We start from the raw sequence: 25,126 nt of genomic DNA, 5'->3' as shown, positions 1-25,126 counted from the left end.
CGGCAATATTTGCTTTAACCTTTTAATCCTTCGTTCATGCGTGTTTTGATTGCTTTTCTTTTGCTTGTTTCATTGCATACAGGTCTTTCTGCACAGGTTGGTATTACAAGTCCCGATAAAAAAATAACCGTACAGGTTTCTGTAAACGGTGAAGGTGCCATTAAATACAGTGTTCGTTATCTCGATGCAGAAGTATTGCGTACATCATCACTCGGTATACAAACAGCAACTGTTGATTTTTCAAAAGGCAATAATCTTTTAGGGGCAACACCGGTGCAAGTTGTGAATGATACGTACAATTTAAGCTATGGTAAGAAAAAACAAAGCAGTTACAAAGCCAATAAACGCACCGTTCAATTTAAAAACAACAATGGCAAAGCTCTCGATATTATTTTCCAGGTGTCGGATGATGCAGTGGCTTTTCGCTATCAATACAAAGAAGGCAACAACTTTATCGATAACATCACAAATGAGTTAACAACCTTTCATTTTCCAACAACAGCCAAAGCATGGTTACAACCGATGCAGGTTTCAAAAACAGGATGGGAGCAAACCAACCCTGCCTATGAAGAGCATTATGTGCAGGATGTACCTGTTGGCACGAAATCACCATCGGTAGCAGGTTGGGTTTATCCGGCTTTGTTCCATGCAAACAATGTGTGGGCATTGATTACCGAAGCATCTTTAGAAGCAAATGATTGTGCCACACGTTTGAAAGCTGAATCTCCCGATGGAGAATACAGCATTGGTTATCCTGATCCACGTGAGATCATCACCGGCAAAGGATTGTTGCCAACGTTTCAATCAACCTATGTTTCGCCGTGGCGCATTATCACCATCGGAAGTTTAGCAACCATCATCGAATCAACGGCAGGAACTGATCTGGCAAAACCATCAACTATCAAGAACACAACATTTGTTATACCCGGCAAGTCATCGTGGAGCTGGATCAATTCAAAAGACGATTTTATTGTGTATGATGAACAGATCAAGTATATCGACTTTGCTTCAAAGATGAACTGGCAATACTGTCTTGTTGATGCTGCGTGGGATACAAAAATTGGTTACGAAAAAATGAAAGAGCTGGCCGATTATGCAAAAACCAAAAATGTGGGTTTGTTGCTTTGGTATAATTCTGCCGGCGATTGGAATACGGTAAAATACACACCGAAGAATTTACTACTCACAACAGAAAGTCGTGCAAAAGAATTCCAACGGTTGAAAGATATGGGCATCAAAGGGGTGAAGATCGATTTCTTTGCTGGCGATGGTCAATCGGTGATTGCTTACTATCTCGATATCTTAAAAGATGCAGCGAAGTATGAACTGCTGGTGAATTTTCATGGTGCCACTTTGCCCAGAGGCTGGTCGAGAACCTATCCGCACCTGATGACAACAGAAGCGGTACGTGGTTTTGAAATGATCACGTTTGGCCAGGGTGATGCCGATAAAGAAGCTACACATTGTGCCATGTTACCGTTTACACGCAATGCATTTGACCCAATGGATTTTACACCGATGAATCTTTATAAGATTCAAACAAACGTAAAACGCAAAACAAGTTCAGCTTTTGAGTTAGCGACTTCGGTTTTATTTCTTTCAGGCATTCAACACTTCGCTGAATCGCCTGAAGGCATGGAACATATTCCTGCAAATATTCAGCAGTTTTTAAAAGACTTACCAACAACCTGGGATGAGGTAAAATTCATTGATGGCTTTCCCGGCAAGTATGTAGTTGTTGCACGCAAGTATAAAAACAAATGGTATATCGCAGGCATTAATGGTGAGCAAACTGAAAAAAAACTCACACTTAACCTCGCAGCATTTGGTAAAAAAGGAACCCTGATCACAGATGGTGAAACGCCTTTATCCTTCAGTGAAAAAAACATTCCAGCAAAGAAAAAACTCGACATCAGTATGCAGGCTGCCGGCGGCTTTGTGATTGTGCTTGAGTAAATCAGGCTGCTTCATTTGTCATATACAGCTTCTGGTATTCCAATGGTGTTTGGCCGGTGAAACGTTTAAACGTTTTGTAGAAGTTAGTAATGTTGTTGAACCCGCTTTCAAAACATATCTGCGAAATACTCAGCTTGTTTTCGATCAATAGTTTACTTGCATGCCCAACACGAAGTTCGTGCAGAAAGTTGCTGTATGTTTTGCGTGTATGCACTTTAAAATAACGGCAAAACGAATTGGAACTGATGTTCGAAACTTCAGCAATCTTCTTCAGACTGATCTTTTCTTTAAAATGTGCTAACGTGTATGCATAAATAGCATTGATACGTTCGGTCGATTTTTCTTCAACCTGTGTAGTAAACCCGGCCGATGAAATCTGTTTCAGCTGTTTACTCTGTGAGATCTTCGTTAATATCTGCAACAGCAACACGATACGTTCAGTATCTTTTACATGCAGCATTTTTTCAAGGTGCGCTATGACAAACTGTTTTGTTGCGCCTGTGATACTGATGCCACGCTTTGCTTTTCCCAGCAACTGTTTCAGCTTTTTATTTTCCGGCAATTCAAGAAAACGTTCACCCCAGAAATCTTCCCTGAAATGCACAACAGTTGATTGTGCCAGTAAGGTTTTACTTTTTTGAAAATACGCATCATCACATCGCCAGAGGTGGGGGAGATTAGCACCCACCAATATCACATCATCTTTTTTGAAGCGTTGTATTGAATCGCCGATGAACTGAATGCCTGTTCCTTTCTGGATATGCAGCAACTCCACTTCCGGATGAAAATGCCAGCGATTATAGAAATACGGAACCACATCATGCCGTATGTTAAAACTTTGATGCGGTGCTGTACTTACTTTCAGGAGATGCGGGTTCATTACAGTATTTTAACACAAAATAACGAAATATGCCAGCAGGTTGCCAAAATAGTACAAGACAAAGCCAATAAAAGTAAAAGTAAACGACAGCTATTTACCTACTTTTACTTCTCTTAAAACAACCTTTACAGCGGTTGTTTTCATTTTTTTTGATCAAGCAATTTGCTATATGAAACAAAACGTGTTAAAAGTCCATCCGTTGGATAATGTACTGGTGGCTCTGAAAGATTTGAAGCAAGGAGAAACCATCAATTTTCAAAGCGAATCCATCATACTTACAGAAGATATTGCAGGCAAGCATAAAATTTTTATGCAGGATATGCAACCCGGCGAAAAGATCATCATGTATGGAGTAACGGTTGGCACCATTGCACAACCTGTTGCAAAAGGCGCCCGGATGAGTACGGAGAATACCAAACATGCAACCGATAAATTCGATTACCGTGGTTCGAACTTTACATGGACAGCACCGGATGTTTCAAAATTTGCCAGCAGAACATTTATGGGGTATCATCGTAAAGATGGTCGTGTGGGTACTGCTAATTACTGGATCTTTATTCCGATGGTGTTTTGCGAAAACAGAAACCTTGATGTGATTAAAGAAGCGATGCATAACGAACTCGGTTATGCTGTTACAGGTAAATACAAAACCTTTACACGTGAATTAGTGGAAGCCTACAAGAATGGCGAAGACATTACTAAGATCAATATTTCTACGGCTCTATCAGGTAATGGCAACAGTCGAGTATTTAAAAATATTGATGGCATTAAATTCCTCAATCATCCCGGTGGTTGTGGTGGAACAAGACAGGATGCAGAATTACTCGGCAAATTATTAGCTGCTTATGCTGATCATCCGAATGTTGCAGGTGTAACAGTTATCAGTCTTGGTTGTCAAAATCTGCAGGTACGTGATTTTGAAAAATCATTGGCCGAACGTAATCCGAATTTTGATAAACCTGTGCTCATCTTCGAACAACAGTTGAGCAAGAGTGAACCGCAGATGATTGCAGAAGCAATACAGCAAACATTTACAAATCTTATTCAGGTAAACAATATTGAACGTAAACCAGCACCGCTTTCTGAATTGGTAGTGGGTGTGAAATGTGGCGGCAGCGATGGCTTCAGTGGCATTTCTGCAAACCCTGCTGTTGGTTATTGTGCAGATCTTGTCGTTGGTTTAGGTGGTAAAGTATTGTTAGCAGAGTTTCCTGAGTTATGTGGTGCAGAGCAGGATTTGATTGATCGTTCAGTAAACGAACCAACTGCACGCAAGTTTATAAAACTGATGACCGACTATAATAACCAGGCGCTTGCTGTAGGTTCAGGATTTCATATGAATCCTTCGCCCGGTAATATCAAAGATGGCTTGATCACCGATGCAATTAAAAGCAATGGCGCATGTAAGAAAGGTGGTACATCACCTGTAACCGATGTACTCGATTATACAGAGCCTGCAGTAAAACCAGGTTTGAATTTGGTGTGTACACCCGGTAATGATGTGGAAGCAACAACAGGTAAAGCGGCAAGTGGTGCAACGTTGATCTTGTTTACAACCGGTTTGGGTACACCAACAGGTAATCCTGTTTGTCCGGTGATTAAAGTTTCAACCAATTCAAATCTTACCAAACGCATGGGCGATATTATTGATATCGACACTGGCAGCATCATTGAAGGAGAAAAAACAATTCCTGAAGTGGGTGAAGAAATACTGGAGTATGTTATCCGTGCGGCAAGTGGCGAAGTAATTCCGAAAGCAGTATTACTGAACCAGGATGATTTCATTCCATGGAAACGTGGTGTATCACTCTAACGATTTATTTGTTTCAAGTATATGTTTCAATTAACAGGAAAGACAGCGATTATTACAGGTGGTGGCAGCGGTATTGGCCGGGCCATCTCCACCATGTTTGCTAAACAGGGCGCATTTGTTTTTGTTTTTGATATTGACGAAAAAGGAGCAGCTGCAACCGTTGCAGAAATTAAACAGGCAGGAGGTAAGGCAGAAGCGGTGATACTGAACATTACCGATCAACAGGCCATCAAAACTGCAGCACAGAAAATTGTTGATCAAAATCAACGCATCGATATTTTGGTGAACAATGCCGGTGTTGCTCATGTTGGCACAGCAGATTCAACCAATGAAGAAGATTTTACCCGTTTGTTCAACATCAATGTAAAAGGTGTTTATAATTGTCTGCACGAGATCATTCCGTTTATGAAAGCACAACAGAAAGGTGTGGTGCTGAATATGTGTTCGATTGCTGCATCGGTAGGTATTACTGATCGTTTTGCGTATAGCATGACCAAAGGCGCTGTGCTGGGTATGACGCTTTCGGCAGCACGTGACTATCTCGCATTCAATATTCGTGTAAACAGTATTTCACCTGCACGAGTGTTTACACCATTTGTGGAAGGCTTTATTGCAAAGAACTACCCGGGTAAAGAAGAAGAGATATTCGACAAATTATCAAAGAGTCAGCCGATTGGTCGCATGGGTACAACCGATGAAGTTGCAAGCCTGGCCTTGTATCTCTGTAGTGATGAAGCAGGTTTTGTTACAGGTTGCGATTATCCGTTGGATGGTGGATTTATTAAACTGAATAACTGATCAAAATATCTACACTTAAACATATAAACTGAAGAAATGAAACTGATACGTTTTGGAGAAGCCGGTAAAGAAAAACCAGGTGTAATGTTAAGCACTATTTGCTATGATGTGTCTGCATACGTAAATGATTACGATGAAGACTTCTTTGCAAATGATGGTTTGAAAAAATTAGAGCAATTTGTTGCAACTGCTAAATTACCGGTTGTAAATGTTGATCGTTACGGATGTCCGGTAAAACGTCCATCAAAAATTGTTTGTATTGGTTTAAACTATAGTGATCATGCAAAAGAAACCGGTGCAACTCCACCTCCTGAACCAGTGATCTTCTTTAAAGCAACTACAGCTATTGTTGGTCCGAATGATGAAGTGATGATTCCACGTGATTCTGTAAAAACAGATTGGGAAGTGGAATTAGCTGTTGTGATCGGCAGGAAAGCTTCGTATGTAGAAGAAGCAGAAGCGATGGATTATGTAGCAGGTTATTGTTTGCATAACGATATCAGCGAACGTGAGTTTCAGTTGGAGCGAAGCGGCACATGGGATAAAGGTAAAGGTTGCGATACGTTTGCACCCATCGGCCCATGGCTGGTTACAAAAGATGAAGTGAAAGATGTACATGCACTTCGTTTATGGTTAACATTGAATGGAGAAAAAATGCAGGACGGTTCAACATCAAACCTCATCTTCAATGTTCCATTCCTTGTTTCTTATGTAAGCAAATTCATGACCTTGTTGCCGGGTGATATTATTTCTACCGGCACACCCGCAGGTGTTGGCTTGGGAATGAATCCGCCAGTGTATCTGAAACCCGGTGATGTAATGGAACTCGGCATTGACGGTTTGGGTACATCGAAACAAACTGTGATTGCATTTAAGAAATAAATCATTCGCCCCGTCAGACGTTCTCGTCGGACGGGGTTGCTTTTTTTAATAACAACTCTTACCAACCTTAACGATTGCCCAATGACAGATCAAAAAAATAAGCCGTATCTCTTTGCGTTTGCACTAGTAACAAGTTTGTTTTTCTTATGGGGATTTGTACATAATCTCGACCCAATATTAATCCCTCATCTGAAAAGATCGTTCACGTTAACAACAACCCAATCAACGCTCATTGATTCAGCTGTATTTATTGCGTACTTCGTAATGGCATTACCGGCAGGTTTTATCATGAAGAAATTCGGATACAAGATCGGCATCATTGCAGGTTTGCTTTTATTTGCACTTGGATCGTTCATGTTTTTACCTGCGGCAGATTACCAGTCGTACAATTATTTTCTTGTTGCCTTATTCATCATTGCATGTGGGTTAACAATTCTTGAAACAGCGGCTAATCCCTACGCTGCTGTATTAGGCGATCCTAAAACATCTACACAACGACTCAACTTTGCACAATCATTTAATGGCTTAGCTGCTGCTCTGGCCCCGGTGATCGGCGCAAGAATAATCTTAACGAAAGGTCATACAGATGCGGAATTGAGTGTAATGAGTGACGCTGCCAGAAAGCTGGCATTGGCATCAGAAGCGGCGTCAGTAAAGATGCCATATATGATCCTTGGAATTGTTCTGGTAGTTGTTGCCATTTTATTTGCCATTACGCATTTACCAAAACTGAATACTGATCCTGCACATACTGCAAGCAAGAGTATTTTCCATGCCTTTAAACACAAACATTTAACATGGGCAGTAATTGCACAATTCTTTTATGTAGGGGCACAAGTATCAGTTTTCAGTTTGTTTATTTTATATGCTGAGAAGTCTGCTTCATTATCACAGGTTACAGCTGCCGATTATTTAGGTGCATGCGGAATTGCTTTCCTGATCGGTCGCTTCCTTGGAACCTTTTTCATGCGATATGTTTTGCCGGAAAAATTATTGGCGCTTTATGCCGCTATCAGCACATTGCTTTGTTTGGTTGCAATTTTTGCATCAGGAATGATTACTGTATATGCTGTAATCGGCATTTGCTTTTTCATGTCGATCATGTTCCCGACAATTTTCTCACTCGGTATTAAGGATTTGAAAGGTGACACCGAATATGGCAGCAGCTTAATCATCATGTCAATAGTTGGAGGCGCCATTCTTCCGAGGTTCTTTGGAAACATCAGCGACTGGACAGGAAATATTCAGCATGGTTATATTATACCTTTAATCTGCTTCGTTGTTATTCTGTTATTTGGATGGACAGGACATAAAGTTGTTTCAACTGATAAATAATTAACCATGCCCCGTTATTGCTTAACAGTTGATTTAATAAATGATCCGCAGCTTATTGCCGAATACGAAGCTCACCATGAACGAATCTGGCCGGAGATACAAGCATCGATCAAAGATTCAGGCATTAACAGCATGGAAATATACCGATATGAAAACCGTTTGTTCATGATCATGGAAACAACGGCTTCGTTTTCGTTTGAAGCGAAAGCAGCCGCTGATGCATCAAATGAAAAGGTACAGGAATGGGAAGCATTGATGTGGAATTACCAGCAGGCATTACCCACAGCGAAGAAAGGAGAGAAGTGGATGCTGATGAAAAAAATATTTGACCTAAAACATTTGTAATGACGATCATTGATACACATCAGCATTTCTGGAAATACGATCCGGTGAATTACAGTTGGATCAGTGATGAGATGCAGGTGATAAGAAAAGATTTTTTAACAGGCGATCTTGCCGTTGTTGTGAATGAACATAAACTGCATGGCACAATTGCTGTGCAGGCCGACCAGACAGAAGCCGAAACAGATTGGTTATTAAAACTGGCCGCAAACAATGATTTTATTAAAGGCGTTGTTGGCTGGGTTAATCTGCGAGACAGTAATATTGAAGAACGTTTGCAGCATTATCAGCAGTTCAACAAACTGAAAGGCTTCAGGCATGTGTTACAAGGCGAAGAACCTTCGTTCATGTTGCAGAAAGATTTTATCAATGGCATCAGCAAACTTAATCAGTTTGGTTTTGCCTATGACATCCTCATCTTTCCACAACATCTACCTGCTGCACAGCAGTTGGTTGAACAATTTCCGCAACAGCGATTTGTTGTGGATCATGTAGCAAAGCCATATATCAATGATGGAAAGATTGATGAATGGAAAGCAGGTATGCAACAGCTCGCACAACACAGCAATGTGTATTGCAAGATCAGCGGCATGGTTACAGAAGCAGACTGGAAAAACTGGACGGCGGATGATCTGAAACCTTACATTGATGTAGTGGTAGAAAGTTTCGGCATCAACCGCATCATGTACGGCAGCGACTGGCCTGTTTGCCTGGTTGCATCATCCTACAAAAAATGGTTGCAAACGGTAAAAGATTATTTCAGTTCGTACTCAACAGAAGATCAGGAAAAAATTTTCAGCAGCAATGCAATCAAATTTTACAACCTCTAATTCAGAAATCATAAATCTTACATCAGACATCATTCATTATTCATCACTTACAACTCATCAATATGAATCTTCAGTTAACAGATAAAGTAGTCATCGTAACAGGCGGTGCAAAAGGTATCGGCAAAGGCATTGTAGATGTATTGGCAAAAGAAGGAGCCATTCCTGTTATTGTGGGCAGAAGTGAAGCAGACAACCTGCTTGCAGTAAAAGAAGTGGAAGCTGCAGGTGGTAAAGCATGGCAGGTGGTAGCTGAATTATCGCAACCCGAAGAATGTGAGAAAGCAGTAAAAGCAGTGATCGAAAAATTCAACCGCATTGACGGGCTCATCAACAATGCCGGTGTAAACGATGGTGTTGGTTTGGAGAATGGCGATTATAAACGCTTTATGGAAAGTCTGCACAAGAATGTTGTGCATTATTATTTGATGGCACATTTCGCCTTACCGGAATTGAAAAAATCAAAAGGCAGTATTGTAAACATTACATCCAAAACTGCGGAAACAGGTCAGGGAAATACATCTGCGTATGCTGCAGCAAACGGCGGTCGCAATGCGTTGACAAGAGAGTGGGCTGTTGAGTTGGCGAAATATTCTATTCGTGTAAATGCATTGGTGGTAGCCGAATGTTATACACCGCTGTACGATAAATGGATCAAAACATTACCGAACCCCGAAGAGAAATTAAAAGAGATCACATCGAAAATACCGTTCGAACAACGCTTTACTACTGCTGAGGAAATAGCGAACATGACGGTGTTTTTGTTATCGTCTGTGTCGAGCCATACAACCGGCCAGTTGATCTATGTAGACGGAGGCTATGTGCATCTCGACAGAGCGATGGCGAATGCTTAATGTCCCGTCTGACGCCCTCGTCTGACGGAATATAATTTCGCATGATTATTCAATTGCTGTTTGTAATCAATCCTTAAAATATAAAACATGAAACTGTTTCGATTGCTGTTTAACTGCTGTGCAATGCTGAGCATAGCAAGTACTTCTCTTGCACAGACGTACACCCCTTCTGCCACAAACCTCGCTGCAAGGGAAGAATTTCAAAACGATAAGTTTGGTATGTTCATCCATTGGGGTGCATCAAGTGTGCTTGGCAGTGGTGAATGGGTGATGAATCAACGTAATATTCGTGTACAGGAATACCAACGCCTCATCAATATTTTCAATCCGCAGAATTTTGATGCAGCCAAATGGGTTGCTACTGCAAAAGCAGCGGGCATGAAATACATCACCTTCATCACACGTCATCATGATGGTTTCAGTAACTGGGATACCAATCAGAGTGATTGGAAGATTACTAAAACTCCCTACGGCAAAGATGCGTTGAAACAACTCGCCGATGAATGTCATAAACAAGGCATCAAACTCTATTGCTATTATTCATTGCTCGATTGGTACCGCAGCGACTATCAATACGAAACAGGTAAAACAGGAAAAGGCACAGGTCGCAAACAAAAAAGTGATTGGGAAAGTTATATCCGTTTCATGAAAGCACAGCTTACAGAACTACTTACCAACTACGGTGAAATTTCCGGTATCTGGTTCGATGGACATTGGGATCAGTTGGATAATGATGTTGACAAAACACTCAAATCAAAAGTGAACTGGCATTACGATGAAATTTATGAACTCATTCACCGTCTGCAACCGCAGTGTTTGATCAGCAACAATCATCACCTGTTACCGATTCCCGGTGAAGATTTCCAGGCATTTGAAAAAGATCTGCCCGGTCATAATACAACAGGTTTCGGCGGACAATCTGTTTCTCAACTTCCATTGGAAACATGTGAAACCATGAACGACAGTTGGGGTTTCAACATCACCGATCGTAACTATAAAACTTCAAAGAATCTCATTCAATATATGGTAAAGGCAGCCTGCTACAATGCCAACTTTTTATTGAATGTTGGACCAATGCCCGATGGAACGATTCAACAGGAGTTTACAGATACACTGGCGTTGATGGGTAAATGGTTGCAGCAATATGGCGCAACTGTTTATGGTACAAGAGGAGCGATCACCACGCCGAAAAGCTGGGGTGGCTTTACACAAAAAGACAAAACCGTGTATATGCACATTTTGCAAAAGCAGGAAAGCCATTACATTTTCATTCCTGAGTTAAAACAAAAGATCAAAAAAGCAACTTCGTTTGATGGAAAGACAAACATCAAATTCAAACAACAACCCGAAGGAACGTTTATCTATTTAAACGGCATCAGCTGGGATGCCGTTGATACCATATTAGAATTGCAGATGCAATAACATTTTTAATCTGACTGCAATTGAACGGCATTTGTAAAGCTTTTGTGAAAAAGAGTTTTGCAGATGCTGTTCCTTTTTTATACTTCGTTTAAGCGTATGGATTTGCAGTACCGCTGCATCTCTTCCTCTTAAACTTTGCCAATGAAAGTAACTGCTGCACTTTTTGTATGTGTTATTTTACTCGCATTATTTCTGTTTTTTGAGAACAATCGCTCTGATGCCAGATCACCCGTGGTGAAGATCAATAAACTATTACACGAAGAAGATAACAGCATTGCTGATGCACTTCGTTTCAAAACAATTTCAGCAAAACAATTCGTAAAGAACAATGGTTATAACCAACAGGTATGTTTCCTGATCGATATGAAAATACGTTCAGGATCAAACCGCTTTTTTGTATATGATCTGAAAAATGATTCTGTTGTTCAATCAGGCGTTGTTACACATGGCCGTTGTAATGAACGCTGGCTCAGCGGTCGAAAATATGGTAATGAACCGGGTTGTGGCTGCACATCATTGGGAAGGTATAAGATCGGTAATTCATACATGGGTCGGTTTGGACTTGCTTATAAACTCCATGGCCTCGATTCAACAAATAACAATGCCTTTAAACGTTTTGTGGTATTGCATGCACATGATTGTGTTCCTGAAAATGAAGTATGGTCGGATATTTGCCAGAGTGATGGATGCCCAACCGTTTCACCGGGTTTCCTTCAGCAACTAAAAGCAATTATTAATGAATCAAGAAAGCCGATACTATTGTGGATCTATGAATCGAAATGACGGCGAAGGATTACCTGTCTTTAAAAGGTTGGTAACCCTTCGAAAAAATCTCTTCTTATTTTTGTATCCTATGCACAAACCAACCTTGTACCTTATAGCAACTATTGCACTGATTCTGCTATTCAGCAGTTGTGCAGTTAACAAACAACCAGAGGCTATTCGCTTCCGTGCATTGCAAAAAGGACGGATTGCAGATGACAGCAGCTACGTGTATTCTTTGCCTTATGAAACAGGCAAAAAACATATGATCGTACAAGGCTATTTCAGCAGGTTCACACACCGCAACAGGGCAGCAATTGATTTTAAAATGAAACGGGGGACACCCATTTATGCCGCAAGAGGTGGAGTAGTGGCAAGAGTGAAAGAAGATGGCGATAAAGGAGGGCTCGACAGGAATCTACGTCAATACGGAAACTCTATTGTCATCAATCACAATGATAATACACGTGCAGGTTACTGGCATTTGCAATACAATGGTGCTGTAGTAAACGTGGGCGATACGGTAAAGCAGGGACAATTGATTGGTTATAGCGGCAAAACAGGCTACAGTGCCTTTCCTCATCTGCATTTTATTGTTTGGCGATCAGAAGCCGGTGGTTGGCGACAGATCGGTACCCGTTTTCAAACAAAAAATGGTGCAAAATACCTTCGCCCATACAGAAGCTACCGTCGGCCAAACGAACAGCACTGATTTCCCTTAATTTCGCTGCATGACTCCCGAACGAAGAGAACGCTTACTATCGGTGTTAAATAAACGACAGCCCGATCTTACAGTTGTACTGGAAAATGTATTTGATCCCCATAACATTTCTGCAGTGATGCGTACCTGCGATGCTGTGGGCATCCAGGAAATTTATGTGTTAACGAATAAAATTCCCCGTCATAAAAAATGGGGGGCAAGAAGTTCTTCCAGTGCAGCCAAGTGGTTAACGGTTCACCAATATGAAAGTGCGGAAGAATGTTTTACTGCACTGCGAAAAAAATACAAAAAGATCTACACCACACATCTCAGCAGCGATGCTGTGAGTTTGCATGATATTGATTTTACCGAAAGTGTTGCATTGGTATTTGGTAACGAACATGCAGGTGTAAGTGAAGAAATCATCGCCATGGCTGATGGGAATTTTATTATTCCGCAGATGGGCATTATTCAATCGCTCAATATTTCTGTTGCATGTGCAGTGAGTATTTACGAAGCCATGCGGCAGAAGAAAAATGCAGGTCATTACGATAAGCAACGATTGGATGACAATACATTTAACACATTATTGGATGAATGGGGATTTAGGGCCGATGATCTGGATGCTATTAAACAGGAAGAGCAGTAACTTTAAACAATGAAACGTTTTACGCTTATTGTTGTGTTGTTGGTTTGTGCTGTTGCTATGCAGGCACAACCCATCAAACGATGGAAGATCGATGATCTCTTGCAATATGCTGATACAAACGATTCTGTATTGGTCATTAATTTCTGGGCAACTTTCTGCGTCCCGTGCATTGCTGAGCTTCCTTACTTCCACAGCATCACCAACAAATACAAAAAGCAAAATGTAAAATTATTATTGGTGAGTCTTGATTTTGAAGAATATTATCCGAAACGAATCCGTGACTTTGCCAATAAACGAAAATACACTGCCGAGATCGTTTGGCTGGACGAAGAAAAACCCGATGAATTTTGTCCACGTATTGATCCAAAGTGGACAGGTTCGATGCCGGCTACTTTATTCGTCAATAAGAAAACAGGTTACCGAAAATTTATTGAAGCAGAAATGAAACCTGAGGATCTGGAACGAGAAGTAAAATTATTAGTAGGGCAAATTAATCCATAAAATAAACCCCGCCATAAGCGGGGTTTATTTTTATTTACACTGAATCGTTGTTTATGATTTACGTTTAATACCACAGCCCATTGCTTTTGATGTTTTCATACTCACATCTTTACCGCTAACCATTTCATCAATCGCTACTTTCAAATGATCACGTGTACTTGCTGATGGTGTTTTTGGATTATCGGTAATTGCACCATGATAAACCAGTTTCATATCCTTATCAAACAAATAACACTCAGGTGTAACACGTGCACCAAATGCATCGGCCATTGCACTGTTATCATCCATGACATAAGGATATTTATAACCTTGTGCTGCTGCATATTCTTTCATACGTGCAGGTGAGTCATCGCCACCACGTGATGTTTCATTTGAATTTAAAACAATCACGCCAACTTCTTTGCCGAGCGCATAACCATATCCCTCTGCTGCAACCTGTTGATTTTTTACCACCCACGGACAGGTATTGCAGCTGAACACGACCAGTAATCCATTCTTCTTCTTTACATCAGCAAAAGAATATTCCTTACCGGAAATATCTTTCATCTTTTTTGTTGCGTTGGGAATAGCGGCGCCAATGGTCAACTCATCGGGCAGTGCCGTAAAGGCAACAAGTGCAATAAGCACTGTAATTGGTAAGAGGAACTTTTTCATGTGTTTATTTTTAATTGTTTTTTTGTCACATAGAATATCCATAAAAATTATTTTCGCTATTGATATAAATTAGCCCGATAATTTTTCTGGATATTTCATAATAAAGTGTTTGCTTAAAGTTACGACGGTTCTTTTTTGGTTTCAGCACCGCTCATCTCTTCAATGAGCCTTTTATCGCTCTGGCGCTTGAGCAGCTTGATGCTGAGATTCAACTCGAAACCAATTAACAATACAAGTGAAATAAAATTTACAAAGATCATCAGGATCAGGATGGTACCTATAGATCCATAAATAGTGTAGGCTGCAAAATTGTTGATCCAGTAAGAAAACATGAAGGTGAAGAGGATGATGAGTGCGCTGGCCACAATAGAACCGGGTGAGATGAGTTTCCATTTCTTCTCAACCGATGGTGCGTGTTTGTAAATGAATGCAATGGAATAAAAAAACAACCCAACGATCACTACCCAACGTACAATAATGATGAGCCACTTGATAAATACACTGTCGATCTTTAACAACAGCAGTAACCAGTTAAACAATGCACCTTGTGTAATGAGTAATAAAATACTGGCGATGAAAATAAGAATGATCACAAAGGTTAAACGGATAGCTTTCCAACGATAAGCGAAGAATGCTTTACTTTCTTTTTCATGGATCGATTGATTAAAGCTATGAATGATCCCCAACACTGCATTAGACGAAAAGTATAGCGAGGTAATAAAACCAATAGAGAGCAAACTGTTCTTGGGTCGTTTAAAAAAATCGGCAAGAAAATTTTCCACTGCATCACGTGTAGCTTCATTAGGTGTTATTTCCCGAACAAATGAATTCACTTCATTGTAAAACTGATCGGCAATAGGGAACAAGGGAACCAATGAAAATAAAAAGATACAGGCCGGTGGCAAGGCCATGATAAAGTTGAATGAGATAGCTGCTGCCCGCTGATTTAAACTGCCCTTCTTGATCTGCTGAACAAAGAAACGACTGACCTCGTACAGCGAAATACCTTCGAACCCAAAGGGGCGAAAGCGTTTACTGAAACGGATCAATGTCCGTATAACAGGTAAGCGGTAAATGAATTGTTCAATCGTCATGCGACCCTAAAATACTTTATTTCGTGTGTTCATATTTATTGTTTTTTTATCACACAGGATAATCCTTAAAAACAGTCATTTCTTTCGGTTAAATTTTGGATACTCGTTTTTAAGGATTATCTCCTGATTACCTGATATTTAAACTATCGAGCCATTGCTGATAGGCCTTTGCATTTTTGAAATGATCCGTCTCGTTTGATGCAAAAGCGTGGTAGCCGTTGCCGTTAGGCTTTGCACAGAAGAACAGGTAATCGGTTTGTGCAGCATTGAGTACAGCATCAATGGTTGTTTCAGACGGGGTGCAGATAGGACCAGGGGGCAATCCTTTGTTACGATAGGTATTGTAGGGCGACGAAGCGGTTGAATTGATATGACCGAACAAAAGCCGTTTGATGGTGAAATCGCCGATTGCAAACTTCACCGTAGGATCTGCACCCAGGTTCATATTTTTTTTCAAGCGGTTGAGATAAACGCTGGCAATGGTTGGCTTCTCATCGTTACGAAGTGTTTCTTCTTCAACAATCGACGCCATCGTGTGCACCTGCTCGGGAGTTAAGCCAAGCGCTGCGGCTTTTTGTTTTCGTTCAGCTGTCCAGAATTTTGTACGCTGCTCATGCAACTTGCGGAAGATGCGCTGCGGACCGGAGTTCCAAAGCAGGGAATAGGTATTGGGGAAGACTGACGTCATCACCGTATTTGTATCAAGACCAAATTTCTGTAACGAATCATTGTTGATGAGATAGGCAAGCATAGCTGCAGAATCTGTTTCAAACTTGCGGCCTATGAGTGCAGCCAGATCTTTTCTTGTTCTCAGTTTAGTAATCACAAGATTCACCGGTGTCTGCGAACCATTCCGCAACTTACGTGCAAGGGTAAACAGACTGCTTCCTTTTTCAATTTCGTATTTACCGGGGCGAAGACGTTCCCACACATCTAAACGACCAGCAACCATTTCAAACAACCCGGGATTCTTTAAAAAGCCTGAATCATTTAACGATTGCATCACCGCTTTTTGATTAGCATTGCCTGTATAGACGTAGAGATATTTTTTTGATTCGCTGAACGCAGTAGCACTGCCGAAAAACTTCCAGGCAAAAAACAAAGCAACCAGAGATAAAAGAAGAAAACTATAGCCGATAACTTTTTTCATGTGAGAGGGATGGTTTATTCAAAGAATTGGTTTTATTGAAATTATTGTGCCAATAACATGCATAGTAAAATTTCTATCGCCAAAGCGTTCCGACGATAAATATCGGGATGCCGACCAAATGCGTCGGCATGTGACACCAATGCAGCTGATCATTGCACAATTGCCGGATTCAAAATAAAACAAAAACCCCGACGCAATGGTCGGGGTTTCAGAAAATATTTTAAACGATTACTTAGCAGGAGCCGGAGCTGGTACCTGCTGTGGAGTATTCTGTGCAGGAGCAGTTTGCACTGGCTGGTTGGTTGCTTTTTCCAGGTTACCTGAACCGGTAGAACCGGCAGTATCTGAAATAAACAAAGAAGACACAAGGCAAAGAACACCGATAATAGCTGCAAATAACCAGGTACCTTTTTCAAGCACATCTGTGGTTTGTTTAACACCCATGAACTGGTTGCTGAAACCGGCAACTGAGCCACTTAAACCACCACCTTTTGGGTTTTGAACCAACACTACAAATCCTAATAATGCACTGGCCAAAACTACCAGTATGATAAATAACCAAATCATTGTTTATTGTTTTAATTCGTCAATTCGGGAGGCAAAATAAACGCTTTTTTCGGGATGCAGCAAACTTAATTTGCGGTACAAATCAATGGCTTGCGCCTTTTTACCCTGTTTCGCCAGCACTTCGGCCATGGTTTCGGTAACCACTTCGGTTTGCTGGTTGCTTTCAGTAGCTATAGAAACCACTTCTTTCTCATCTGTTATGTCCAGGTCTTTTTTCTCCTCCACGTAGATTTTTTTCATGGAACGGAGCCATTGCGTAAAGCTTTTTACCTGTTTACCCAGCTGATCGTTCTCCAGTTTTTCTTCCCGCAGTTTAATGCCTTGCGAAGCGAAATAATCAACTGTGTGAAAAGGCTCAAACGTAAATACAGGCTTTTCTTCAACCGGTTCAGTTTTTTTTGCATTCATTAGTTCTTCTTTTGCAAAATCTGAACCAATCGTTGCTTCAGCGGCCAATTCAGCATCAGCATTTGTCATGAAATCAGCAACTTCACGTTGAGCATCTGCTTCTATCATTGCTTCGGCCTGTTCTTCTATATCGAGTTCTTTTATAAATTGATCTGCTTCTTTATCTGCTTCTGCCTGCAACAGATACTCCGCATCAAGCAAAGCATCAGTAACTACGTTTACTTCTTTCACATCACGGATGTCTTCTGCTTCCACAATTGCTTCTGCATCCAATGACGCATCTGTTTCATCAATTTCAATCAAAGCTTCTTTTTCTTCAACTTCAATTATTGTTTCAGTTTCCTGTTTTGCTTTGATAGTAGCTGTTTCTGCTGCAATAAACCTGTTGAGTTGAGCACCCGACCATAAAGGTTGATTGAAATAGATCATTGCTTTCTGCACCTGCTTATCAGCATTGAGCGAACCTGTTTGTTTTTGCCTGGCAGCAAGCAGGAGTTGTGCAGTTCCAAACCATGGGTATTGATAAGCCATCATTTCCAGATCGGCTACAGTTGTTTCTTTCAGCAACGAAGGTTGCTGCAGCAATCGATTCAAAACATCTGCATTCATCATTGGGGCAAGGTAATAGAAAATATTACCAGTTGGAGAAAATGCGGTTAAAAATTTCGTCGGTCATATTCTGCACAATAAGATCAGTGAGTGAAGCTTCAGCCTGGCTCAACGGAACATTTGCAGAGAAATCGAAGTTGCGGGTAAGATCAGCTTCGAAGTTTTTCTTGTCATCCAACCGGTTTTTAAAAACAAGATGAACAGTTACATTCAAACGGTTTGATGCCGCCTGCTGATTAGAGATACCCGAAGTTGTAACATAATAATCGGTGATCTGTCCGCTGATATCATAATGTGCATCATCACTGTTTGTTTGAGACAAGCGTGTTTGATTCACAATTTTCTGACGAAGCTTATCTGTTAACCGTTGACTTAATTGCGGATTTACAATTCTTGCCCTGTTCTCGATGTAATTCACCTTTACGGTTTTTACTTCGGCAGGAATAGAAACATCTTTAAAGGAATAGCAGGAGGAGAAAGCCAAAAGCAAATAGCCAATAGTCAATAGCCAAAAGCTTTTCACCAGCGACTTACTACTAACCACTACCGGCTTATATTTAAAGTTCTTCAATATCATACTCCTTCAGTTTTCTGTATAATGTACGTTCGCTGATGCCGAGATCAAGTGCTGCATCACGACGTTTACTTTTATGTTTCTTCAGCGCTTTAATGATCAACTCTTTTTCTTTGTCCATAATGTTGAGACTTTCTTCCACTTCAACATGATCATGGATATCGCCATTGCCACCAATGATCACCGGTTGAGCGGGAGCGTTGTTGCTGATTACGGGTTGCGACATATCCAGCGACTTATGCTCATTCATCATGGCATCATTAAAAAAGTTGCCCGGCATTTGCACCGAACCACCGCCATGCTGCAATACATCAAGGAACATTTTCTTCAACTCTGTTACATCACGCTTCATATCAAAAAAGAGCTTATACAGAATTTCACGTTCATTGGCGAACTCAGTACCACTGCCTGCTGCTGAAGGTTGATGAGCCAATACCGGTAATCGGTTAAAACTTCTTTCAGGCAGAAAAGGGGTAAGATCTTTTGCCGTTACAATTTTATTGGTAGAAAGAACGGATATCTGTTCTGCAATATTCTTCAATTCCCGCACATTACCGGGAAACGGATAACTGATTAACAGATTTTTCGCATCATCTTCCAGCTGCACCGGTGTTGTTTTATAACGTTCAGCAAAATCAACGGAGAATTTGCGGAAGAGGAGAGGAATGTCTTCTTTTCTGTCACGCAACGAAGGCACTCGGATAGGAACCGTATTTAAACGGTAATACAGATCTTCTCTGAATTTGTTGTTTTGTGTAAACTCAAATAATTCTTTGTTAGTTGCTGCAATCACACGCACATCTGTCTTCTGTACTTTGGAAGAACCCACACGAATAAATTCACCCGCTTCCAACACACGCAGCAAACGAGCCTGTGTGCCCAATGGCATTTCACCAATTTCATCTAAGAAAATAGTGCCGCCATTTACTGTTTCAAAATATCCTTTGCGTGCATCTACTGCACCCGTGAACGATCCTTTTTCATGACCGAACAATTCTGAGTCGATCGTTCCTTCGGGAATTGCACCACAGTTAACGGCAATAAACGGATTGTGTTTACGGGTTGATAAAGAATGAATGATCTGCGAAAAAACTTCTTTACCAACACCACTTTCTCCGTTAATCAATACCGTTAAATCAGTACCGGACACCTGCACCGCCACATTCAATGCATGATTGAGCGATGGTGAGTTACCTATAATTCCAAACCTGTTTTTTATACTTTGTAAATCCATTGTGTTATTGATTTGTAATTGTACCAAGCAATGTGCCTTTGGTGCAATCGTGCACTTTTACCATTACGTAGTCGCCCTTCTTTAACTCATAGTTTTCTTTCGGGAATACGATCACTTTGTTTTGCGAACTGCGTCCCATCCAACTATGCTCATCCTTCTTACTATCGCCTTCGATCAATACTTTAAACGATTGACCAATATCTCTTTTATTACTGTCAAGTGATAAGTAATATTGTTTATCTACAATTTCCTGCAAACGTCTTCTCTTCACATCTTCCGGCACATCATCTTTGTAACGTCGGGCAGCCAATGTACCCGGACGCTCACTGTAGAAGAACATATAGCCATAATCGTATTTACTATACTCCATGATGCTTAACGTATCCTGGTGTTCTTCTTCCGTTTCCGAACAAAAACCGGTTATGATATCGGAACTGATGCCGCAATCAGGAATAATTTCCCTGATGCGATCCACTTTCTTCATATACCATTCACGTGTGTATGTTCTGTTCATCAACTGTAAGATGCGTGTGTTACCACTTTGCACAGGAAGATGAATATAGTTGCAGATGTTTTCATACTTCGCCATGGTATGCAACACTTCATCAGTAATATCTTTTGGATGTGATGTGGAGAAACGCACACGTAATAAAGGCGACACCAACGCCACTCTTTCCATTAGCATGGCGAACGAAACAGTCTCATTACTTTTTTCATCAACAAAATAATAGCTGTCCACATTCTGGCCGAGTAAAGTCACTTCCCGGAAACCACGATCAAACAAGTCTTGTGCTTCTGCTACAATTGATTTAGCATCACGGCTGCGTTCACGACCACGGGTAAAAGGTACCACGCAAAAGCTGCACATGTTGTTGCAACCACGCATGATCGATATAAACGCACTCACACCATTACTTTCCAAACGTACTGGAGAAATATCAGCGTAGGTTTCATCACGGCTCAACAACACATTCACTGCTTTTTGCCCGCCTTCTGCTTCTTCAATTAAACCGGGGAGTGTGCGGTAAGCATCGGGACCAACCACCATATCAACCAGTTTTTCTTCTTCGAGCAAATTTGCTTTTAAACGCTCTGCCATACAACCCAACACACCAACCAATAAACCGGGCCGGCGCATTTTGGCTTTACGGAATTCAGTTAAACGTTTGCGGATGGTTTGCTCAGCCTTTTCACGGATGGAACAGGTGTTGAGCAGCACCAGGTCAGCTTCTTCAGTGTCACGTGTAGCACCATAACCGGCACTGTTGAGGATGCTGGCTACAATTTCACTATCGCTGAAATTCATCTGGCAGCCATAACTTTCGATATAAAATTTCTTTTTGTATTGATTGGGATCGTTCGCAAACGGGGCATAGGCTTCACCCTGCCTGTTTTCGTCGTGAACTTTGGTATCGGTCATCAAATCCATCATAGTCATTCGCAAATTGAGCAGGCAAAGTTAATGAAACAATTCTATTTCGTGACAGATTGACAGCGATTGAGACCGCTGGTGGAAATAGTGCGTTGCCGTCTAACTTATGAAATTAACTTTAACCCTAAAATTGAATTATTTGCATCCCAGATCTATTCTTCCGTTCCTGATAATCAGTGTTTTTAGTTTCTTCAATCTTTCTGCACAGCAAGCTAAAAAAGACGGGGTAATCATCGGAACTGTGATCGATACCAGCAACCAAAAAGCGGTGATGGGTGCAACAGTGGCGGCTATCCCGTATACAGATAGCAGCAAACAATCGGTTTTTCTTACAGATAAAAACGGCGGATTTAACTTAACCAACCTGCAGTTGGGTTATTACCGTGTGCGGATCAGTGCAGTTGGTTACAGAACACTTACCATTGACAGCATTCATTTACGTACCGACCGGGCCGATTTCAATTTGAATGATATACCGCTCAGCAATCAATCAGTTGAGCTGGCAGAAGTGATCATATTTGTAGAAAAGCCGTTGATCGAATCGAAAGATGGCAATATCACCTTCAATGTTGGCGAAAGTGCGTTGAGCAACGGCAGCACTGCAACTGAACTGCTGAAACAAACACCTTTGGTTACCACTGATGCCGATGGAAAAATTGCTGTGCGTGGTAAGGAACCGAAAATATTGATCGATGATAAACCAGTTGAATTAAATGCTCAACAGCTGCAAGACTTACTTGAAAGTATGCCGGGCAGTATGATCGAAAAAATTGAAGTGCTCACCAATCCGCCGCCACAATACGCAAACGAGCAGGGGGGTGTAATCAATATCGTTACAAAGAAGGGAAGAGTTGGATTTGGAGCAAGAGTGAATTTGTATGCAGGTTCAAGAGGTCAGACAGGTATAAGTACCAATTTCAATTACCGTAAACAGGGTTTTGCTGTTAATTTAAATGCAGGAGTTGGGTACAACGAATTTCAATCGGAGGGTTACAGCAACCGCACCAATATTTATAAAGATTCAAGCAACCAGTTAAAGATCATCAACAACTCATTCAATAAAAGTATTCGCCCAAGTTTCCGATTGAATGTTGATTATGAATTGAACAAACGCAACAGTTTCAATTTTGTGGCGCAGTATAATCAGGGGAACACAAACAACCGTGGTTTTAACCGTTACACGAATGTCAATCGTTTCGAAGAAATTTCAAGGTTGAGTGAACGGACCGTTGCATCAGAAGGCAGAAACTATAATCCATCCATCAACCTCAGTTATCAGCATAAAACAAAGCGCCCGGGTGAATCGATAAGAATGGTTTATGCGTTGAACTTCGGACAGAGCGAAAGCATACGTAACTTTTTCCAGGAGTTTTTAAATGCTGATGATACACCCACAGGAGTGGACAGTACACAGCGCCAAACCAACAATACAAGATCAAACGGGTACAGTGTAAATATTATTTACGACCGGCCTTTAGGCAATAAGAAAACAAGTTTATCAACCGGTGTTGCTTACTACCGCAATAACAGTCATGTTGTGCTTACAACCGATTTCATGAAAAAGCCGGAGAACATTTTTCAGAAAGCGGAACTGCTGAGTAACAATTTCAAGTTTCACCAGGATGTGATCAGCACACGAGTTTCCATGAAACATATTTTTAAGCCGGGATTTTCTGTCACCGCAGGTTCTGCATTTGAACAAACGAATTTTCTGTTTGAATTATTCAGAGATAATAAAACAGAATACAACCGCTATTTCAATGTGCTTCCATTTGCCAATCTTAACCGCAGCTGGAAGAACGGGATGAATCTAACGTTTGCTTACCGTCGTACCATGCGCAGACCGGGCATTGGTGAATTAAACCCAGCCATAGACTATGGAGATCCCTATAATCTCCGTTATGGTAATCCTGATCTGTTGCCTTCGCAGTCGCATACATTCGATGTGGTGGCTGGTAAAACAAAAAGTAAATACTTCGCCAATGTAAGTGTTGGTTATAACCTGGTGGAAGATGTGTTCAGCCAGATCCGAACATTAGCACCCGATGGTAAAACAACAGTAACATGGGATAATGTAAGCAACCGCCAGGAGTATGAAGCTAGTACATGGGCCGGGCTTACCATCAGCCGTAAATTAAGAAGCAATATCAGTGCAAGCTATACCTACAACAAGTATGGCAGCTTCGATAAACAGGTGCGCAAGTTTCGTGATGGAGGCTCGTTTACGTCGAACTTCAGCACCAATTATAACCCAACAGATCTGTGGACGTTCACCGGAGCATTTTCGTTTAATCGTTTTGCAAATCCGCAGGGAACAGTACGCAGCAATATCTCCATGAACATTGGTGCGCAATACAAACTGTTTAAAAAGAAAGTGATCATCAACATTAACACAACCGATCCGTTTATTCAACAACAGAACAGGGTGTTTACTTACGGGCCCAACTTTAATTTAGAAAGTTACAACCGCACACAAACACGAAACTATCGTGTTACACTCAGCTATAACTTTAATAAAACATCCACTGTTAAACGTAAAACAGTGGATGTACTGAAGAGTATCAAGAAATAATTAATTTAATTTTTCTGCGAGATAGATGTATTGCGGATGCAAATGATGTGGAAACATATTATCTGCCGATTGGCTTTCAGGATATAGTTTAAAATAATCATCATCCGGTAATAACACGATCATGTTTCCTGTGCGTACATAATGATTACTTGAATAATAGGCAGGAGGAACAAAGCCCGGCAATGTTTTTTGCACCGATTTAGAAGTCATTGACCCAAGATATTTCTGATATCTTTTTTGTGCTTTACTAGGCGGCTTACTCAACTGGTTATACATATACTTCAACGCAAGACTCGTTGGGAACTTTTGTTTTTTAATAATTCCCTTTGCATGTAGAAATGGATTGGATAGATTAAAGTCGGATAATGTTTGAATAGAGATGGGCACTTCAGGGACCCAATCAGCAGCGTTCACCACATTGTAAGACCAACCGTTGTGCGTCATGGCTTCGTATTCATGAGCAAAATAAAGATTGCCGGGTTTGGGCCCTGCACTGCAATAAGTTTTAAAACGGATATCAGCAGGCAGCTTTCCTGTTTTTTGCAGGTTATACAAATAGGCTGTAACAAGGTAAGCAATACCACCGCCCTGGCTATGCCCAACAATGATCATGTTCTTTGTTCCGCTTTTGTATGTTGAATCAATTTTAGGCATCATATCTCTTGTAATAAAAGCAGTGCTCACCAACCAACCAACATGTACTGCAGCTTTTGGATTTGCCGCCAACTCATATTCAAACACATCATTGGATGACAATTGCAGTTGCCCTTTTGCAGGCACCATTGCTGCATAAAAATTCGCCAGCCAACTCGTTGCATTGGTAGTGGTACCACGTATGCTGAGTACAGCTGTTCCTTTACCATCATTCCACAGATCCCATAAATTATCCAAGCCAATTACGGGTGATTGGTACAACATTTTAAACCGTTGCGGTTCGGCAATTTTTTTATAATAATTCTCTTCAGCAGATGTGCGTGCCGATACTTTCATAAGTTCAATGTATTCGGCTTTATCAAAACCGGGAGTTAATTGAGCACAAAGTATTGCCGGAACGCCCAGCCAAATGAATAATATAAATTTCTTCATAATCAGTTCTTATGTTTTGGTGATT

The 25,126-nt window shown here is 41.0% G+C and carries 24 protein-coding genes; 14 read left to right on the top strand and 10 right to left on the bottom strand.

Annotated features, from left to right (window positions below):
- The first annotated feature begins 36 nt into the window (after nucleotides 1–36).
- Nucleotides 37–1,956: a glycoside hydrolase family 97 protein gene (locus VK159_RS18880; protein ID WP_324231728.1), complete on the top strand. Its 1,920-nt coding sequence runs from the start codon at nucleotides 37–39 to the stop codon at nucleotides 1,954–1,956.
- 1 nt (nucleotide 1,957) lies between these two features.
- On the opposite strand, the gene VK159_RS18875 is transcribed toward VK159_RS18880, so the two are convergent.
- A complete protein-coding gene (locus VK159_RS18875) occupies nucleotides 1,958–2,836 on the bottom strand; it encodes an AraC family transcriptional regulator (protein ID WP_324231727.1) in 879 nt (292 codons plus the stop codon).
- 169 nt (nucleotides 2,837–3,005) lie between these two features.
- Between VK159_RS18875 and VK159_RS18870 the strand changes: the two genes are divergently transcribed.
- The 12 genes from VK159_RS18870 (at nucleotide 3,006) to VK159_RS18815 (ending at nucleotide 13,721) form a co-directional block, all read left to right on the top strand.
- The gene (locus VK159_RS18870) at nucleotides 3,006–4,649 is read left to right on the top strand and encodes an altronate dehydratase family protein (protein ID WP_324231726.1); all 1,644 of its coding nucleotides are present in this window, start codon (nucleotides 3,006–3,008) and stop codon (nucleotides 4,647–4,649) included.
- A gap of 21 nt (nucleotides 4,650–4,670) precedes the next feature.
- Nucleotides 4,671–5,447, top strand: coding sequence for an SDR family oxidoreductase (locus VK159_RS18865; protein ID WP_324231725.1), 777 nt, complete (start codon nucleotides 4,671–4,673; stop codon nucleotides 5,445–5,447).
- Nucleotides 5,448–5,483: 36 nt separating this feature from the next.
- Nucleotides 5,484–6,329: a fumarylacetoacetate hydrolase family protein gene (locus VK159_RS18860; RefSeq protein WP_324231724.1), complete on the top strand. Its 846-nt coding sequence runs from the start codon at nucleotides 5,484–5,486 to the stop codon at nucleotides 6,327–6,329.
- 81 nt (nucleotides 6,330–6,410) lie between these two features.
- A complete protein-coding gene (gene fucP / locus VK159_RS18855; RefSeq protein WP_324231723.1) occupies nucleotides 6,411–7,664 on the top strand; it encodes an L-fucose:H+ symporter permease in 1,254 nt (417 codons plus the stop codon).
- A 6-nt stretch (nucleotides 7,665–7,670) separates the two neighbouring features.
- On the top strand, nucleotides 7,671–8,009 hold the full coding sequence (locus VK159_RS18850) for an L-rhamnose mutarotase (RefSeq protein WP_324231722.1): 339 nt from the start codon (nucleotides 7,671–7,673) through the stop codon (nucleotides 8,007–8,009).
- On the top strand, nucleotides 8,009–8,836 hold the full coding sequence (locus VK159_RS18845; RefSeq protein WP_324231721.1) for an amidohydrolase family protein: 828 nt from the start codon (nucleotides 8,009–8,011) through the stop codon (nucleotides 8,834–8,836). The genes VK159_RS18850 and VK159_RS18845 overlap by 1 nt, the downstream gene beginning before the upstream one ends.
- A 62-nt stretch (nucleotides 8,837–8,898) precedes the next feature.
- Nucleotides 8,899–9,687, top strand: a complete 789-nt coding sequence (locus tag VK159_RS18840) for an SDR family oxidoreductase (RefSeq protein WP_324231720.1) — start codon at nucleotides 8,899–8,901, stop codon at nucleotides 9,685–9,687.
- A gap of 87 nt (nucleotides 9,688–9,774) precedes the next feature.
- Nucleotides 9,775–11,109, top strand: a complete 1,335-nt coding sequence (locus tag VK159_RS18835) for an alpha-L-fucosidase (protein WP_324231719.1) — start codon at nucleotides 9,775–9,777, stop codon at nucleotides 11,107–11,109.
- Between the two features lie 141 nt (nucleotides 11,110–11,250).
- Nucleotides 11,251–11,892, top strand: a complete 642-nt coding sequence (locus tag VK159_RS18830; protein WP_324231718.1) for a murein L,D-transpeptidase catalytic domain-containing protein — start codon at nucleotides 11,251–11,253, stop codon at nucleotides 11,890–11,892.
- Nucleotides 11,879–12,583, top strand: coding sequence for a M23 family metallopeptidase (locus VK159_RS18825; protein WP_324231717.1), 705 nt, complete (start codon nucleotides 11,879–11,881; stop codon nucleotides 12,581–12,583). Before VK159_RS18830 ends, VK159_RS18825 begins: the two co-directional genes overlap by 14 nt.
- 19 nt (nucleotides 12,584–12,602) lie before the next feature.
- Nucleotides 12,603–13,220: an RNA methyltransferase gene (locus VK159_RS18820; protein ID WP_324231716.1), complete on the top strand. Its 618-nt coding sequence runs from the start codon at nucleotides 12,603–12,605 to the stop codon at nucleotides 13,218–13,220.
- Between the two features lie 9 nt (nucleotides 13,221–13,229).
- Nucleotides 13,230–13,721 (top strand): TlpA disulfide reductase family protein, encoded by a 492-nt coding sequence (locus VK159_RS18815; RefSeq protein WP_324231715.1) that lies wholly within the window; start codon nucleotides 13,230–13,232, stop codon nucleotides 13,719–13,721.
- A gap of 51 nt (nucleotides 13,722–13,772) precedes the next feature.
- On the opposite strand, the gene VK159_RS18810 is transcribed toward VK159_RS18815, so the two are convergent.
- From VK159_RS18810 to miaB, 8 genes are all read right to left on the bottom strand, one after another.
- Complete coding sequence (locus tag VK159_RS18810) at nucleotides 13,773–14,375, bottom strand: redoxin family protein (protein ID WP_324231714.1); 603 nt, start codon at nucleotides 14,373–14,375, stop codon at nucleotides 13,773–13,775.
- Between the two features lie 119 nt (nucleotides 14,376–14,494).
- On the bottom strand, nucleotides 14,495–15,469 hold the full coding sequence (locus tag VK159_RS18805; RefSeq protein WP_324231713.1) for a YihY/virulence factor BrkB family protein: 975 nt from the start codon (nucleotides 15,467–15,469) through the stop codon (nucleotides 14,495–14,497).
- A gap of 127 nt (nucleotides 15,470–15,596) precedes the next feature.
- Nucleotides 15,597–16,619, bottom strand: a complete 1,023-nt coding sequence (gene mltG / locus VK159_RS18800) for an endolytic transglycosylase MltG (RefSeq protein ID WP_324231712.1) — start codon at nucleotides 16,617–16,619, stop codon at nucleotides 15,597–15,599.
- A gap of 228 nt (nucleotides 16,620–16,847) precedes the next feature.
- The gene (gene secG / locus VK159_RS18795) at nucleotides 16,848–17,186 is read right to left on the bottom strand and encodes a preprotein translocase subunit SecG (RefSeq protein ID WP_324231711.1); all 339 of its coding nucleotides are present in this window, start codon (nucleotides 17,184–17,186) and stop codon (nucleotides 16,848–16,850) included.
- Nucleotides 17,187–17,189: 3 nt separating this feature from the next.
- Nucleotides 17,190–18,206 (bottom strand): hypothetical protein, encoded by a 1,017-nt coding sequence (locus VK159_RS18790; protein ID WP_324231710.1) that lies wholly within the window; start codon nucleotides 18,204–18,206, stop codon nucleotides 17,190–17,192.
- A 22-nt stretch (nucleotides 18,207–18,228) separates the two neighbouring features.
- Complete coding sequence (locus VK159_RS18785; protein ID WP_324231709.1) at nucleotides 18,229–18,780, bottom strand: LptE family protein; 552 nt, start codon at nucleotides 18,778–18,780, stop codon at nucleotides 18,229–18,231.
- Nucleotides 18,761–20,011 (bottom strand): sigma-54 dependent transcriptional regulator, encoded by a 1,251-nt coding sequence (locus tag VK159_RS18780; RefSeq protein ID WP_324231708.1) that lies wholly within the window; start codon nucleotides 20,009–20,011, stop codon nucleotides 18,761–18,763. The genes VK159_RS18785 and VK159_RS18780 overlap by 20 nt, the downstream gene beginning before the upstream one ends.
- Nucleotides 20,012–20,015: 4 nt before the next feature.
- A complete protein-coding gene (gene miaB, locus VK159_RS18775) occupies nucleotides 20,016–21,443 on the bottom strand; it encodes a tRNA (N6-isopentenyl adenosine(37)-C2)-methylthiotransferase MiaB (RefSeq protein WP_324231707.1) in 1,428 nt (475 codons plus the stop codon).
- A gap of 139 nt (nucleotides 21,444–21,582) precedes the next feature.
- Here miaB and VK159_RS18770 point away from each other — a divergent pair, with 139 nt between their 5' ends.
- Nucleotides 21,583–24,015: an outer membrane beta-barrel protein gene (locus VK159_RS18770; protein ID WP_324231706.1), complete on the top strand. Its 2,433-nt coding sequence runs from the start codon at nucleotides 21,583–21,585 to the stop codon at nucleotides 24,013–24,015.
- Here the strand turns inward: VK159_RS18770 and VK159_RS18765 are convergent, their stop codons facing one another.
- Nucleotides 24,016–25,101, bottom strand: a complete 1,086-nt coding sequence (locus VK159_RS18765; protein WP_324231705.1) for a lipase family protein — start codon at nucleotides 25,099–25,101, stop codon at nucleotides 24,016–24,018.
- Between the last annotated feature and the right edge of the window lie 25 nt (nucleotides 25,102–25,126).

Source organism: Lacibacter sp. (genome assembly GCF_035299325.1).
GTDB lineage: Bacteria > Bacteroidota > Bacteroidia > Chitinophagales > Chitinophagaceae > Lacibacter.
The sequence above is the reverse complement of the archived record's forward strand: the minus strand, read 5'-3'. Positions and strand labels throughout refer to the sequence as shown.

Coding starts and splice junctions, on each gene's coding strand:
- VK159_RS18875 (WP_324231727.1), bottom strand. CDS start 2,836: ATGAACCCGCATCTCCTGAAAGTAAGTACAGCACCGCATCAAAGTTTT.
- VK159_RS18845 (WP_324231721.1), top strand. CDS start 8,009: ATGACGATCATTGATACACATCAGCATTTCTGGAAATACGATCCGGTG.
- fucP (WP_324231723.1), top strand. CDS start 6,411: ATGACAGATCAAAAAAATAAGCCGTATCTCTTTGCGTTTGCACTAGTA.
- VK159_RS18805 (WP_324231713.1), bottom strand. CDS start 15,469: ATGACGATTGAACAATTCATTTACCGCTTACCTGTTATACGGACATTG.
- VK159_RS18865 (WP_324231725.1), top strand. CDS start 4,671: ATGTTTCAATTAACAGGAAAGACAGCGATTATTACAGGTGGTGGCAGC.
- miaB (WP_324231707.1), bottom strand. CDS start 21,443: ATGATGGATTTGATGACCGATACCAAAGTTCACGACGAAAACAGGCAG.
- VK159_RS18810 (WP_324231714.1), bottom strand. CDS start 14,375: ATGAAAAAGTTCCTCTTACCAATTACAGTGCTTATTGCACTTGTTGCC.
- VK159_RS18880 (WP_324231728.1), top strand. CDS start 37: ATGCGTGTTTTGATTGCTTTTCTTTTGCTTGTTTCATTGCATACAGGT.
- VK159_RS18840 (WP_324231720.1), top strand. CDS start 8,899: ATGAATCTTCAGTTAACAGATAAAGTAGTCATCGTAACAGGCGGTGCA.
- VK159_RS18850 (WP_324231722.1), top strand. CDS start 7,671: ATGCCCCGTTATTGCTTAACAGTTGATTTAATAAATGATCCGCAGCTT.
- VK159_RS18830 (WP_324231718.1), top strand. CDS start 11,251: ATGAAAGTAACTGCTGCACTTTTTGTATGTGTTATTTTACTCGCATTA.
- VK159_RS18860 (WP_324231724.1), top strand. CDS start 5,484: ATGAAACTGATACGTTTTGGAGAAGCCGGTAAAGAAAAACCAGGTGTA.
- secG (WP_324231711.1), bottom strand. CDS start 17,186: ATGATTTGGTTATTTATCATACTGGTAGTTTTGGCCAGTGCATTATTA.
- VK159_RS18785 (WP_324231709.1), bottom strand. CDS start 18,780: ATGATATTGAAGAACTTTAAATATAAGCCGGTAGTGGTTAGTAGTAAG.
- VK159_RS18870 (WP_324231726.1), top strand. CDS start 3,006: ATGAAACAAAACGTGTTAAAAGTCCATCCGTTGGATAATGTACTGGTG.
- VK159_RS18815 (WP_324231715.1), top strand. CDS start 13,230: ATGAAACGTTTTACGCTTATTGTTGTGTTGTTGGTTTGTGCTGTTGCT.
- VK159_RS18825 (WP_324231717.1), top strand. CDS start 11,879: ATGAATCGAAATGACGGCGAAGGATTACCTGTCTTTAAAAGGTTGGTA.
- VK159_RS18765 (WP_324231705.1), bottom strand. CDS start 25,101: ATGAAGAAATTTATATTATTCATTTGGCTGGGCGTTCCGGCAATACTT.
- mltG (WP_324231712.1), bottom strand. CDS start 16,619: ATGAAAAAAGTTATCGGCTATAGTTTTCTTCTTTTATCTCTGGTTGCT.
- VK159_RS18790 (WP_324231710.1), bottom strand. CDS start 18,206: ATGATGAATGCAGATGTTTTGAATCGATTGCTGCAGCAACCTTCGTTG.
- VK159_RS18780 (WP_324231708.1), bottom strand. CDS start 20,011: ATGGATTTACAAAGTATAAAAAACAGGTTTGGAATTATAGGTAACTCA.
- VK159_RS18820 (WP_324231716.1), top strand. CDS start 12,603: ATGACTCCCGAACGAAGAGAACGCTTACTATCGGTGTTAAATAAACGA.
- VK159_RS18835 (WP_324231719.1), top strand. CDS start 9,775: ATGAAACTGTTTCGATTGCTGTTTAACTGCTGTGCAATGCTGAGCATA.